11 protein-coding genes are annotated in these 13,729 nt (G+C 52.2%); 2 read left to right on the top strand and 9 right to left on the bottom strand.

Annotated elements, in window-relative coordinates; translation table 11 throughout:
* Nucleotides 1–16: 16 nt before the first annotated feature.
* Nucleotides 17–928, bottom strand: a complete 912-nt coding sequence (gene mak / locus MYB54_RS16395; RefSeq protein WP_039497328.1) for a fructokinase — start codon at nucleotides 926–928, stop codon at nucleotides 17–19.
* 286 nt (nucleotides 929–1,214) lie between these two features.
* On the opposite strand from mak, the gene rdgC reads away from it, so the two are divergent.
* Complete coding sequence (gene rdgC / locus MYB54_RS16400) at nucleotides 1,215–2,144, top strand: recombination-associated protein RdgC (protein WP_010281791.1); 930 nt, start codon at nucleotides 1,215–1,217, stop codon at nucleotides 2,142–2,144.
* A 92-nt stretch (nucleotides 2,145–2,236) separates the two neighbouring features.
* On the opposite strand, the gene MYB54_RS16405 is transcribed toward rdgC, so the two are convergent.
* The gene (locus MYB54_RS16405) at nucleotides 2,237–4,027 is read right to left on the bottom strand and encodes a methyl-accepting chemotaxis protein (protein ID WP_039497326.1); all 1,791 of its coding nucleotides are present in this window, start codon (nucleotides 4,025–4,027) and stop codon (nucleotides 2,237–2,239) included.
* Between the two features lie 536 nt (nucleotides 4,028–4,563).
* Here MYB54_RS16405 and MYB54_RS16410 point away from each other — a divergent pair.
* A complete protein-coding gene (locus MYB54_RS16410) occupies nucleotides 4,564–5,310 on the top strand; it encodes a GntR family transcriptional regulator (protein WP_010281787.1) in 747 nt (248 codons plus the stop codon).
* Here the strand turns inward: MYB54_RS16410 and MYB54_RS16415 are convergent.
* The 7 genes from MYB54_RS16415 to MYB54_RS16445 all read right to left on the bottom strand — a co-directional run bounded on the left by MYB54_RS16415 (nucleotide 5,284) and on the right by MYB54_RS16445 (nucleotide 13,058).
* Nucleotides 5,284–6,261, bottom strand: coding sequence for a PfkB family carbohydrate kinase (locus tag MYB54_RS16415; RefSeq protein WP_248721063.1), 978 nt, complete (start codon nucleotides 6,259–6,261; stop codon nucleotides 5,284–5,286). The genes MYB54_RS16410 and MYB54_RS16415 overlap by 27 nt on opposite strands.
* Nucleotides 6,261–7,262 (bottom strand): ADP-ribosylglycohydrolase family protein, encoded by a 1,002-nt coding sequence (locus MYB54_RS16420; protein ID WP_014914496.1) that lies wholly within the window; start codon nucleotides 7,260–7,262, stop codon nucleotides 6,261–6,263. The genes MYB54_RS16415 and MYB54_RS16420 overlap by 1 nt, the downstream gene beginning before the upstream one ends.
* Nucleotides 7,259–8,539, bottom strand: coding sequence for a nucleoside permease (locus MYB54_RS16425; protein WP_248721064.1), 1,281 nt, complete (start codon nucleotides 8,537–8,539; stop codon nucleotides 7,259–7,261). Before MYB54_RS16425 ends, MYB54_RS16420 begins: the two co-directional genes overlap by 4 nt.
* A gap of 262 nt (nucleotides 8,540–8,801) precedes the next feature.
* Entirely contained in the window at nucleotides 8,802–9,086 is a 285-nt protein-coding gene (gene ppnP, locus MYB54_RS16430; RefSeq protein ID WP_005975968.1) for a pyrimidine/purine nucleoside phosphorylase, read from the bottom strand.
* Nucleotides 9,087–9,225: 139 nt separating this feature from the next.
* Nucleotides 9,226–9,747, bottom strand: coding sequence for a shikimate kinase AroL (gene aroL, locus MYB54_RS16435; protein WP_014914494.1), 522 nt, complete (start codon nucleotides 9,745–9,747; stop codon nucleotides 9,226–9,228).
* Nucleotides 9,748–10,155: 408 nt separating this feature from the next.
* The gene (locus MYB54_RS16440) at nucleotides 10,156–11,205 is read right to left on the bottom strand and encodes a type II asparaginase (protein ID WP_043901824.1); all 1,050 of its coding nucleotides are present in this window, start codon (nucleotides 11,203–11,205) and stop codon (nucleotides 10,156–10,158) included.
* A gap of 206 nt (nucleotides 11,206–11,411) precedes the next feature.
* On the bottom strand, nucleotides 11,412–13,058 hold the full coding sequence (locus tag MYB54_RS16445) for a multidrug ABC transporter permease/ATP-binding protein (protein WP_205541354.1): 1,647 nt from the start codon (nucleotides 13,056–13,058) through the stop codon (nucleotides 11,412–11,414).
* Nucleotides 13,059–13,729: the final 671 nt, after the last annotated feature.

Genomic DNA, 13,729 nt, shown 5'->3' on the forward strand with positions numbered 1-13,729 from the left:
ATCATTCGATCTGCAATTACTTCGTCTTCGGCCAAAGCCAGGCGGCTCCGCGTACCCCGCTGGAATCGCCGTGTATGGCTTGAAGTACGGGCGTTTCGCACTCACCGCCGAAGATCCACGGTTTAATTTTTTCCGGCACGGTCTGATAGAGGCGAGCAACGTTGCTCATTCCGCCCCCCAGCACCACGACATCAGGGTCGAGCAGGTTAATCACATGCGCCAGCGATTTTGCCAGACGATGTTCATAGCGCTGTAATGCCAGTTCTGCAATGGGATCGCCCTGCTCCGCTAAGGCAATAACGGCCTCGCCCTTGTGCGGCTGGCCGCTCAGGCGCTGGTAATCCACGGCAAATCCGGTGCCGGAGATAAACGTTTCAATACAGCCAGACTTACCGCAGTAGCAGGGAACCGTCTGCCGATAGCGCAGCTCATCGTCATCCATCCAGGGCAGTGGATTATGTCCCCACTCGCCCGCAATACCGTTGCCGCCGACGTGTGCCTGGCCGTTCAGCGCAATACCCGACCCGCAGCCGGTTCCGATAATGACGGCGAAGACGGTCTGCTTCCCAGCCCCGGCACCGTCAACCGCTTCTGAAACCGCGAAACAGTTTGCGTCATTGGCAACTCGCACGGGCCGATTCAGCAGCGTGGCGAGATCGAGATCCAGCGCCTGACCGTTGAGCCAGGTGGAGTTGGCATTTTTTACCTTACCGGTAAACGGCGACAGCGTACCGGGGATCCCCACGCCGACGCTGCCGCGAGAGCCGGTGGCTTTTTCAGCCATTTCCACCAGCGTGACGATAGTCCGCAGCGTTTCCGGGTAGTCATTTCTTGGCGTCGGCATACGCTGCCGAAAACGTTCCTGCCCCTCATCATCCAGCGCAATGACTTCCGTTTTCGTCCCGCCTAGATCGATACCGATTCTCATGATGTCTCCCCGCGTGTTGTAAATAGGCCCGAGGCAATTCGCCACCGACCTGAAAACGTTCTTATAGGGATAAGTACCCTAAATAATTCGAGTCGTGCAGCCAACGCACATGCAGCTGAAGTATGACGGGTATAACCAGAGAAACCAATCAACTGCCATTCAAAGCGTGATAGGTATTCCTCTGAATCCCGGTATTTTATTCCACATAACCGCTTCGAATTCGTTATCATGCGCGCAACATTACAAACCCGCGTGCAAACCTGCGCGCCCAGTCAGGGATAACACCATGTTGTGGTTTAAGAACTTAATGATTTACCGCCTAAGCCGGGACAGCGTGCTGTCCAAAGATAACGTTTTGTCTGCGGACGAACTGGAAAAACGGCTCAGCGCTTTCGCGTTCACCCCGTGCGGCAGTCAGGATATGATGAAAACGGGTTGGGTATCGCCGATGGGATCCCATAGCGATGCCTTAACGCACGTCGTTAATGGGCAAATCGTTATCTGCACCCGCAAAGAAGAAAAAATCCTGCCTTCCCCTGTCATCAAGCAAACCCTTCAGGCCAAAATCGAGCGTCTGGAAGCGGAGCAGCACCGCAAGCTGAAAAAAACCGAAAAAGACTCGCTGAAAGATGAAGTACTGCATAGCCTGCTGCCGCGTGCATTCAGCCGTTTCAGCCAAGTCTGGCTGTGGATCGATACGGTTAACGGCCTGATTATGGTCGATGCCGCCAGCGCCAAAAAAGCGGAAGATACGCTGGCGCTGCTGCGTAAAACGCTGGGCTCGCTGCCCGTTGTGCCGCTGACGATGGAAAACCCTATCGAGCTGACGCTGACCGAGTGGGTTCGCTCCGGTGAGCCAGCGGCAGGTTTCGCGCTACAGGATGAAGCAGAACTGAAAGCCATTCTGGAAGACGGCGGCGTTATCCGCTGTAAAAAACAGGATTTGGTCTGCGATGAAATCGCCGTACACATTGAAGCAGGCAAACTGGTCACCAAGCTGGCGCTGGACTGGCAGGAACGGATTCAGTTGGTCTTGTCCGAGGACGGTTCGGTAAAACGCTTGAAGTTCTCCGATACGCTGCGGGAACAAAACGACGATATCGATCGGGAAGATTTTGCTCAGCGGTTTGATGCCGATTTTATTTTGATGACCAGCGAGCTGGCGGCATTGATTGCGAATCTGATTGAAGCACTGGGCGGAGAAGCCCAACGTTAATGCTGTCGATTTTTAATACAGTCGATCGTTAATGCAGTCGGTGATTGCCCGCCAATGTCCGGTGGGCAATACCTCTTTAGTGCCTGAACCCGTTAGACTCGGAATGCTCCGACAACGGCGTTCAGTTCTTCAGCCTGTGTCTGCAACGCACCCGACGCAGCAGCAGATTCCTGCACCAGCGCGGCGTTTTGCTGCACCATCGAATCCAACTGCGCGACCGCTTTGTTGATCTCGTTGATGCCACGCATTTGCTCATCAGCCGCATGTGTGATTTCAGACATCACCGAACTCACCGTAGAGACGCCGCCGACAATTTCATTCATCGTGTCGCTGGCCTGACGAACTTGCACAGAGCCAGACGTCACGCTGGAGACCGTCGATTCAATCAGCTCTTTAATTTCTTTTGCAGCCTGCGCGCTGCGCTGTGCCAGGCTGCGAACTTCACCAGCAACCACGGCGAAACCACGGCCCTGTTCACCCGCACGCGCCGCTTCTACCGCGGCGTTAAGCGCCAGAATGTTGGTCTGGAATGCAATGCCATCGATCACGCCGATGATATCGCCGATTTTGCCAGACGCGACCACGATCTCTTCCATCGTGACAATCACATCGGAGACTACTTTTCCGCCTGTACCGGCATCTTTCGACAGCAGCAGCGCTTTCGCGTTAACCTGCTGCGCAGAACCTGCCGACTGCGTGACCGCTGCAGAAATTTCTTCCAGCGAGGCTGCGGTTTGCTGAATGCTCGATGCCGCAGATTCAGTACGCGCAGAGAGATCGTTGTTCCCCGCCGAGATTTCATCCGCTGCCACCTGAAGCGATGCGCTGATATCGCGAATCTGCATCATGACCTGACTGATCTTGTCGACAAAGATATTAAACGAGCGGGCAATTTGCGCCACTTCATCATGCCCTTCGTCCGGCAGACGTTGCGTCAGATCGTTATTACCGTTGCTGATATCATCCATTGCGTCGCGAATTTGCAGCAGACGCTTGAGCGCAGACGCAATGATGAAACCAATCACCAGCGTGCCCAGCAGCGCGATAACAACTAGCGTAATAACAGAGGTAGACAGCAGAGAATTCATGCCCGCTGTCGCTTCAGCTTTATCCAACGCCACCAGCATGAACCAGTTCGTGCCCGCAATGGGTTTTGCCACCACGAGCTTTGTCACGCCAGAAAAATCCACATCACGGGCGCTATCGGCTGAAAGAATGTCGTTCAGATCAATCCCAGGGGCAATGTCGGTGATATTTTTCAGCGTCAGTTTTTCATCCGGGTGAGCAATGATCAGACCGCTACGCTCGATGAGAACACCGAAGCTATCTTTGGCTGGGTTAATCGCTTTGACGTTTTCAATCACGCTTTTCATCGTGACGTCGCTACCGACGACGCCTCTGACCGTTCCGCCTTCCACCACGGAAGCAACGAAAGAAACCACCAGCGTATTCGTCACCGCATCAACGTAAGGGGCAGTGACCAGCGGTTTGCCCTCTTTCACCGCCTGCTGATACCAGGGCCGGACAGTAGGGTTGTAATCGGGAGGGATACCGCCAGAATCGGCAAACTTGGCCGTGCCATTGGCATAACCCATGTACACATTCAGGAGTCCGCCGGATGCCGCAATCTGTTTAAACAGCGGAATCGGATCCTCATCGGTGATGACACGGTCGTGCAACGCAGAAATCATCAGCGTTTTAGAAGCAACCCAGTCGCTAATCGCAATACTATGGCTAGTGGCTACCGCATTCAGCGTATTCTGGATCGATTCCTTATTCGCGTTATTGGCGATGGTGTAATTAAGAAAGGTATTGATAACAAGTGAAAGCACAACAATGGTCGAACAGGCCGCAAGGATGCGGGAGCGGGTCGTTTTCAGCATAAAATACTCTTTGCGTAGAATAGTTATACTATCCATAACGGCAGAGAAAAATAAAACTTGAATGCGATCACATTCAACAACCGCTATTTATCTTAAAACTCAGAAAAATAGTTACTACGTTTAACCACACTCTTATAAAAAAGAAGACATCAAATGGATTTCCAATCGGAAATTCAACATAAACACCCAAATTAAAGCAAATAAATAAAATAAAAAACTTACTTAACCACATAATGTAAAATTATTAGCACATGCCGTAATGTGTTGCATTTTAACAAATCAGGGATTATTCCTAATAATCGTGACATTCTTTTACCCTGTTAATTAATAAAAATCATTAAATAAAATAACTCATATATGGAATTAATGATTAGCGTTACAAAGAATAGATGATACTTTCATTACAGAGCAACATGCTAAAAATTACTAAAAACATTTTATTTTATGTGGTAACACGCGGTTGCCATTTTCAGTATAGAGGTAATAAGACCAGTGGTATTATGACGTCTACGCAAGCCGATCAGGATCAGAGAAGAATGGAACACGCGCATACTCGATTAATAGAACAGCTTACGCAGCGCTTTGCGGCAACAGACAATACCCCACTCTACCTAAAGTTTGCCGAAACAGTAAAAAATGCAGTACGCAGCGGCACATTGGAACATGGCAATATTCTGCCGGGAGAACGTGACCTGAGCCAGTTGGCTGGAGTGTCGCGCATTACCGTGCGCAAAGCGATGCAGACGCTGGAAGAAGAAGGCGTGGTGACCCGCGTGCGCGGCTACGGCACGCAAATCAATAATATTTTTGAATATTCGTTGAAAGAGGCGCGCGGATTTTCACAGCAGGTCGTGCTGCGGGGCAAAAAGCCCAATACGCTGTGGGTGAACAAACAGATCGTAAAAAGCAGCAAGGAAGTGGCCGAGCAGTTGGCTATTGCGCCAGACACCCCTGTTTTTCTGTTGAAACGTATTCGCTATGTGGATGAGGACGCCGTTTCGATTGAAGAATCGTATGTTCCTGTTGATCTGATCGCTGACGCTGACGATATCGGCGTCTCGCTTTATGACTATTTTCGTAGCCAGAACATCAATCCGCAGCGTACGCGCAGCCGCGTCAGCGCCCGTATGCCCGATGCTGAGTTTCAGTCACACATCCAGCTTGATAATAAAGTACCGGTTCTGGTCATCAAGCAAATTGCACTCGACCCACAGAACCGGCCCATTGAGTACAGCATCAGCTATTGCCGCAGCGATCTATACGTTTTCGTCTGCGAGGAGTAACCGCGCACGCAGTTCAGCCAGCGTAGGCGCACAGTCTCCGCCACGGTGGCTCACGACACAAGCAGCAACGGCGTTCCCCAGCGTGACGGCATCGGCCAACGACCACCCTGCGGCCAGGCCGGCTAGCGTCCCGCCTGCGTGGCTGTCCCCCGCCCCGATAGTATCCACCACCGTTGCGGGGAACGGGGCAACGATGCCCTCAGAAGCGGCATCGAAATACCACGCCCCCGCTTTGTCCTGACGAATAATCACCGGAGCACGGTATGCTTCCTGCCAGGCTCGCCCCAGCGTTTGTACATCAGCCGACACGCCGAGCAGGTCCGCCGCCACGTCCGCTTCCTGACGATTAAGGGAAACCACAGGGTGAAGCGCCATAATGCGAGCCATCAGGCTTGCCGGTATATCAGCAATACGTGGGCCAAAATCGATGAATGGCGTGACGTTATGCAAATTTTCCAGCCAGCTCACCAGACGTTCACCGCACGGTGCCGCCAGTTGATAGCCAGAAAGGTAGACCAAACTCCCCGATGCGACGGATAACGACGCCAGCCAGCTGTCGCTCCACTGGTTCTCAACCCCGCTGAAGGACATAAAAGTCCGTTCACCGTCCGGTTCAACCAGCGCCAGACACCAGCCGTTGTCTCCCGAGTCGGTTTGTACCACCGTGGTGATATTCTGCTTTTCCAGACTATGACGGATGATATCCGCCCACACGCCCTGCCCGACGGGCAAAGCGTTTTGTGCGGCTATCCCAAGGCGTTTAAGCGCGATGGCAATGTTCAAGGCACAGCCGCCAATATTCACGCTTTGCTGCTTCAGTTCGATATCACACCCGCGATACGGCAGGGCGTAAGCATCGGCAATCACGTCAATCACCGCCGCCCCGATGATGGTCAGCGGCTGACGTGTCGTTAGCCCATCCAGTTTTGCGGCAAGTTCGCTGGCCTTCATCACACCTCCCGTGCTGATCGATATTGCTGGAGCAGGCTGGCATAGCGGCAAAAATCAAGCTGGTTAATATCATCCAGCTCCTGCTTCAACGCGGCATCAATCGCCGTGACCCCGTGCAGCGCACCGCATATTGCGGTCGCCATCGCCCCGATCGTGTCGGTATCCCCTCCAAGGTTGGCGCACAGAATCGCACAGCGATTTGGGTCGGTCTGTGCCAGTTCCACCATCGCGATGGCGGTAGCAACGGATTCAATGGTGCTCGTTCCCGCACCAATCAACTGATAAAGCTGCTCGCTGGCACTTTCCGTACCGTTTGCACGACGCACGATACTCAGCGCCAGCTCCAGACGCGCGGCAAGGGAGGCGCTAAACGTCGTGATACGCTTTTCCTGCGCGTGGCGTGCCACCGACGGCAGCGCATCGACAATCTCCTGCCAGCTGGCACCGTCGATCGCCCGGGAAATAGCCCAGGCAACGACGACCGCTCCCGCAATTGCCAAATCGGATTTATGCGTCGGGCTGGATGCCAGCGCCACCTGATCGATGAATTCATCCAGATCGTGCGCAGGCAGCAGGCAGCCTAGCGGAGACGCCCGCATCGCCGCGCCGTTCGTGACGCCATTATTTTCCAGCTCGCTGACCGGCGTGCCCTGTCGAATCGCCTTCAACGCAATTTTAGAGGTTGGGCCGAGTACATTTTTATTAAATGCGTCGAACGATTCCGCCCATTGCAGGATGTGCCGGCCAATCGCATCGGCATTGATTTCACCTTCACATTCAATGATGGCGTCGGCCAGACTCAGCGCCATCGAGGTATCATCCGTAAACTCACCACGGCCAAAATAGCACGCCGCATTGTTTTCCGCCGGACCGGGTAAAAAGCGATCAATCCAGCCAAAATGCGCTTTCACGCGCGTTCGCGGCCACAGTTCCGATGGCATACCCATCGCATCCCCTAAAGCCTGGCCGTATAAGGCACCGAGAATACGTTCTTGTTTCATTTGCTTTCCTCTGTACTGAAATGCTTGTTTTTTGCACCGTCTACATCAATGGTCGAGATCGTCTTATCCGATTCACGGAAAAACAGGATGAAGATCAGCGCAATAATCGCGATCATCACCGCGCCAAACAGCCACATGCCGGTCCAGTTAAAAGTCAGGCCGTTCACCGGCTCACCGTGGGCAAAAAGTTTCTCCATCATCACGCCACCCAGACGATATCCCAACAGGCTGCCGAATCCCTGACAGCAGAGCGTAATCAGCCCCTGCGCGGCAGTACGCATATGCACCGGCGCTTTTTTATCAACGTAGATATAGGCGGTCACATAGTAAAAATCGTAACTCACGCCGTGCAGCAGAATGCCGAGGAACAGCAGTGCATACGTGAAGTAGTGGTAAGCGTCGCCGTAGACGAAGAAGACATAGCGGATCGCTGCCGTAATTAGCCCCAGCAATAATACCTTTTTAATACCAAATCGCTTGGTGAAAAACGGCAGCGCCAGCATAAAGAAAATTTCAGAGAACTGGCCCAGCGTCATCCAGCCAGTGGCATTTTTCATGCCGACTTCGGTGAGGAAGCCCGTGGCAAAAATGTAATAAAACGCCAGCGGCATCGCGAATAAGAAGGAGCAGACAAAAAACACCAGAAAGTTTTTGTCTTTCAGCAACACAATCGCGTCCAACCCCAGCATGACTTTAACATCCATCCTGCCGGTACTTTTCGGTGGCGTATTGGGCAGGAAAAACGCAAAGAAGCCAAGCAACGCGGAGCTGGCAGCCGTAATCAGCAGAGGAATATTGGTGGGCGAAATATCGTTAAATCCGAGCCATGTCGGCAGAAAGCCGCAGACGATCCCGGAAGCGATCCAGCCAATGGTTCCCAATACCCGGATGCGTGGAAAATCACGCTCCACATCGGCCACATGCGAGAAAGCGATGCTGTTAGTCAGTGCGATAGTCGGCATGTAGGTCAACGAATAGGCCAACAGCAGCGGGAAGAAATATGTAAACTCCGTTTGCTGCGCCGCCAGGTACATCAGTATCGCCCCGGCGAACATCAGTACTGCCAGCACCTTTTGCGCGGCAAAGAAGCGATCGGTGAGCGATCCCACCAGAATCGGCGACAAGATCGCGGCAATCGCAGTACAGGCATACGACCAGCCGATTTCACCCGCCGTAAATCCGCTTTTGCTCAGATAAAGCCAGAGTGGAACGAACCAGGCTCCCCAGATAAACCATTCAACGAACATCATGAACGACAGCTTTGCTGTAGTTTTCATATTTACATCCTTCATGACTGAGTAAGGTACACCTTTAAAATACCAATTAATAATACCTTTTAAATACCTTTGCGTTCATTACTTGAGCTACTTAACATTTTTGCAGCATTATTTATTACCATCAGGGGAAGAATGGCAGAGAAAGACGCTAACCGCGTTGGGGGGAGAAAGGGGAATGAGGCAGGACTCGCATAAGAAAACGCCGCGTTATGTAGTACATAACGCGGCGAGAATGATCTACTCTACAGAGAGAGAATAGAAATTACAGATACTTACACAGATAAGAGGTCGGCTCGACCACCTGTAAGTTGAACTCACTTTTTCCCGGAACGAAAAACGTTTCTCCCGGTGTGAAAACCTGCCAATCCGGTGCGCCTGGCAGCAGTACTTTCAATGCTCCGGTGATCACCGTCATTTCTTCCGGCTGCCCGGTTCCAAAGGTGTATTCACCCGCATCCATGACGCCGACACTGGCGCGGCCAATGCTGTCGCCTTCAAAACCGATTGATTTGACCTTCCCTGCAAAATACTCATTTACATTCAGCATAGCGCGGCACCTATCATCGAAAAAATTCAGGAAATTCATCTTAAAAGGAGAGTCGAGCCACTGTCACGATCTATTCATTGAAAGTTGGTGTTCGGTAACACTGACTGGTGATTATTTTGCCAGTGCCCGGTCCACCTTCCTATGCTGCCGACGGACGCAGTGCCTTCAACACGCTTGCCACAATCGCTTCTGGCGTTTGTGAGGCATCGATGACGTGGTGCGCGACACCGCGATACAGCGCCTCGCGCGCGGCCAGTACATCAGCCATTTCCTCAGCGATAGGACGACCAGTCAGCGTCGGTCGCTGGTTATCCTGCGGATTTTCTTCCAGCCGCTGGGCCAGCAGTTCGGCATCCGCGTGGAGGTAAATGACGGTGCCTTTATCATGCATAAAGCGCCGATTGGCTTCCGCCAGCACCATACCGCCGCCTGTCGCGACGATGCAGCGGTTGGACGTCACCTGCTGAAGTGCCAGACTTTCACGTTGGCGGAACCCATGCCAGCCTTCCTGCGCAACCACATCAGCCACCGTCATATTGGTGGTCTGCTGCATAAACAGGTCGGTATCGACAAAGTCATATCCTAGCGCCTGCGCCAGTTGATGCCCAACGGTGGTCTTCCCACAGCCTCTGGCACCAACCATAAAAATGGGGTGTGTCATGTAATGACGTATCCTTCTTCTTTAATTCACCCGCTCCGCCATACTTCAAGCTGGACGCACGTAGGCAGTCCCGCCACTCGAATTATTTCGGGTATCAAAGATAAATAGGGGTGATTACCTGCTTTGTCGTGGGCTGAATCATACCGATAAAATCAACAGAGAGGGAAGTGACTTCTCAGTGGAAACGAAAAGTTGAATAACTAAAAGTAAAAATGGAATGACAGGAAATATACCCTAAATAATTCGAGTTGCAGGAAGGCGGCGAGCGAAGGCATCCCGATGAGCTTACTCAAGTAAGTGATTCGGGTGACTGAACGACGCCAACGCACCTGCAGCTTGAAGTATGACGAGTATAAAAAGCCCCGCGTTTAAAAGCGGGGCTAATCACACTACAAACCGATCGGACGATTAATACGCGTGGAAATAATCCTGAATCACCGCGGGGTTCGTCGTTTTTGTCAGCGCCAGCATCAGCAGAATGCGTGATTTAGCTGGGCTCAGAGAATCGGCAACCAGACCAGGTTGGCCCGCATCCGGTGGTACGATGCCGCTGCCGGTACGGCTGGAGCGTACAACAACAACGCCTTTGCTTTCCGCTTTACGGATGCCAGCATCGCCGCGTTTGGATACGCTACCTGCGCCCATGCCCGCATACACAATCCCTTTCGCGCCGTGTTTGATGGCGGCGTCATACATGTATTCTGGATCGTCCTGATAGCCATAAATAATGTCAACGGCTGGCAGTTTATCGACGTTGGTCACGTCAAATACGGAACGCGTGGTGTGAACTTTATCCAGACGCGTCTGGTAGTAAACTTTGTCACCGATAATCACGCCCAGATAGCCTTCTTCTGGCGCTTTAAAGGTATCCAGCGTAGAAGCGTTGGTTTTGCTGATGAAACGAGCAGAACCAATACGGTCGTTAAGCACGACCAGCACGCCGCGGCCGCGAGAGTTTTTATCCGCTGCCACTTTTACTGCACCGTACAGGTTCATCGGGCCGTCAGCACTGATTGCCGTTGCCGGACGCATCGCGGCGGCAAAGACCACCGGTTTGTCACTCTTCACCGTCAGGTTCAGGAAGTAAGGCGATTCGTCGAGCGTATCCGTACCGTGCGTAATCACCACGCCATCAACATCGCTGCGTGCCAGCAGCTCGTTCACGCGCTTGCTCAGCTTCAGCAGAACATCGCTGGTCATATTTTCACTGCCGATGCTGGCAACCTGCTCGCCTGAAATATTGGCAAGCGTTTTCAGCTCTGGCACCGCTTGAATCAGCGTCTCTACGCCCAGCGCACCCGCTTTATACCCCGTGGTTTGCGTATTGGCCGCAGCGGAACCGGCAATCGTACCGCCCGTTGCCAGAATAACAATATTAGGTAGGTTTTCTGCCGCATTTGCCAGAGACGAAAAACAAACAAAAACAACAACGAATAATGCGTTAAACATCCTTTTCATAACATATACCAACTTATTGAGTTAAGTGGCAGACCAGATACGTCAGGTGCCTGATCTGTAAGTAAAAAACGTCCACTCTGTTAGCAGCCTGCCAACATTGGCGCTTATTCTGCCCCAGAATTCAACGAATTAATATATGCCTGTCAGACTTCACATTAACGATGTGTGATGCCTCACAGCGCGGCATTCCGCCGCGCTGATTAACGTTACCGACTAATCTGCGCCACGGCATCCTGCGAGGCCTGTTCACGCGCGTCGCCCGTCAGTTCTGACAGCGTTCCCTGATGCATTTCCAGCAGGCGATCGGCATGTTCAAAGTAGTGATCGTCATGGCTGATCGCCACAATCGTTTTCCCCAATGCACGCAACTGCGGTAACAGCTCAAGATAGAACACGCGGCGGAATTGCGGATCCTGATCGGCCGCCCATTCATCCAGCAGCAGGATGTCCCGCTGTTCGGCGACGGCCAGCAGCAGCGCCACACGCTTACGCTGCCCCTGAGAAAGCTGTAAGTTCATCACCTGATGCTTCTCCAGCGTCAGCTTATGCCGCATGTTCAGACGATCCAGCCAGCTATCGACCAGCGCCGTATCCGGCTCCGTTCCGTGCGGCCCCATCATCTGTCCGAACAGGTGGAAATCCGTAAAGATGGCAGAAAATAGCTTTTGGTAATCCTCGCGCGTTTCCGCCGTAACGGGGCGGTTATCCAGCAGCAGCGAGCCGGAAACCGGGGTATAGAGCCCCGTCAGCAGCATCGCCAGCGTCGATTTTCCACTCCCGTTCCCGCCAATCAGAAATACCAGTTCGCCACGTTTTATCACCAGATTGATCGGCCCGACTTCAAAGCCGGAATCGTCATAGCGAAACACCACGTCACGCAGTTCCAACGTGTGCCAGTCGGCAGGGGCAACCGCAGCGGAGAACGGTTCCTGATAATCCGCCAAATCGAAACGTTTCAACTTATTAAACGCGACTTGTGCGCTCAACAGCGTCGGCAGTGCGCCAACGGCCTGTAGCATTGGCGTGCGTAAAAACAGCAGCGTCAGTGAGTACGTCGCCGCCACGTTGGTATCCGCCCAGCCGAGATTGTTGGCCATGAAAAAGACTGCGCCAATCACGCCCAGCATCATAATGTTCGACCAGTTCACCGCACTGAGGTGAAAGGTGTCGGCGCGAATCACGTTCTGTCGGTAATCCTGCGCATTGGCCTGATAAATATCTTCATACAGCTTCTGTGCCCGTTCACGGTTGAGCGTCAGCTCTTTACGCCCGTTAATCACGGTTTCGTAGTCTTTCTGAAGACGATCTTCCGCTTCTCGCACCTTAGTGAGATGGCTATACACGCGGGAAACCAGCATAAAGCCGCCCCAGAGCGTTATCGCAATCCACACGGACGTCACCACCAGCATTTTCGGGGAAAGCCAGGCCAGATAAGCGGCCGAACCGAGGGTAAGCACAATGCCCTGAATCAGCTCCGGCAGACGCACAAACGCAATCGTGATATTGCGGATATCGCTGGACAGGCTGGCAAGCAGCTGCGCACTGCCGATCTGTTCGATACGGGCAATGTTAGTGTCCAGAATACGCTTGATAAATTGCCCACGCAGACGATAAACGAAGTGGTGCCCCAGCGTGGTCAGCGCCAATTGCGACACCAGCGTGACGCCCATCAGGAGGAGCAGCAAGCCCAGAAATTGTGGCAATACGCTCAACGACTGATTGACCGTTTCAATCAATTGCAGGTTGATAAAGGCAATAAGCCCAATGCCCAGCGCGGCACTCAACAAACTTAACAGGATAACGGCCAGAAATGGCCAACGGTACTGCTGGTAAACAATGCGGAGCAACTCCATAACAACCTGGTCTCTCTGATGAAAACAATCGCCCGCAGTGTAATGGGGATGACCGTGATATCAAGAATAATTCTCATATCCAGCGTTACGCCAGACGCCATATCTGCAAACCCCACACCCGACACCGCCAGCACCAACCATAAGAAAAAGTCATTGATTATCACGCTTCGTTATTACTTTACTGGCAACACGTTTCGTTTAACGCCACGCATTAACAAAAACACAAATTGATACAACAAATATAGATAAAGACGCTATCTTCACGGTAAGTATCCCCCATCGCCTCCGGCTCAAATGTGGACAAAAGGCGTATTGCCACGCCACAAAATGCGCTAAGAGATGGTAATTTAACATGATAATTAGTGTGGTAATGATAAGACTAGAAGGGTAATGTCGCTAAGTTATTTAATACGTAAGAATATTGTCACATTTTTTATTTTCAAAACATTTCAAAAAAGTTGGATTTTTAGTTAAGCCACACCTATAAATATCAAGAATTGGGTGAATATGACCCCGATAACCTAATCCCCATAGCAGAGGGATACACAGCAATATTATTAATCATATTTGACGACTACTGCTTTTTGTTTCTGAACCAGGTCAGCTTTAGCACCCCCTCTTTTTGTGTTGGCGGTGCATATCCCCATACGTCTCCCGTTGCGGCTCCAATC

It is taken from the genome of Pectobacterium nicotianae (genome assembly GCF_023272715.1).
Classification (GTDB): Bacteria; Pseudomonadota; Gammaproteobacteria; order Enterobacterales; family Enterobacteriaceae; genus Pectobacterium; species Pectobacterium brasiliense.

Coding starts and splice junctions, on each gene's coding strand:
- MYB54_RS16440 (WP_043901824.1), bottom strand. CDS start 11,205: ATGAAAAGGATGTTTAACGCATTATTCGTTGTTGTTTTTGTTTGTTTT.
- aroL (WP_014914494.1), bottom strand. CDS start 9,747: ATGACACACCCCATTTTTATGGTTGGTGCCAGAGGCTGTGGGAAGACC.
- MYB54_RS16420 (WP_014914496.1), bottom strand. CDS start 7,262: ATGAAACAAGAACGTATTCTCGGTGCCTTATACGGCCAGGCTTTAGGG.
- ppnP (WP_005975968.1), bottom strand. CDS start 9,086: ATGCTGAATGTAAATGAGTATTTTGCAGGGAAGGTCAAATCAATCGGT.
- MYB54_RS16410 (WP_010281787.1), top strand. CDS start 4,564: ATGGAACACGCGCATACTCGATTAATAGAACAGCTTACGCAGCGCTTT.
- MYB54_RS16405 (WP_039497326.1), bottom strand. CDS start 4,027: ATGCTGAAAACGACCCGCTCCCGCATCCTTGCGGCCTGTTCGACCATT.
- MYB54_RS16445 (WP_205541354.1), bottom strand. CDS start 13,058: ATGGAGTTGCTCCGCATTGTTTACCAGCAGTACCGTTGGCCATTTCTG.
- MYB54_RS16415 (WP_248721063.1), bottom strand. CDS start 6,261: ATGAAGGCCAGCGAACTTGCCGCAAAACTGGATGGGCTAACGACACGT.
- MYB54_RS16425 (WP_248721064.1), bottom strand. CDS start 8,539: ATGAAAACTACAGCAAAGCTGTCGTTCATGATGTTCGTTGAATGGTTT.
- mak (WP_039497328.1), bottom strand. CDS start 928: ATGAGAATCGGTATCGATCTAGGCGGGACGAAAACGGAAGTCATTGCG.
- rdgC (WP_010281791.1), top strand. CDS start 1,215: ATGTTGTGGTTTAAGAACTTAATGATTTACCGCCTAAGCCGGGACAGC.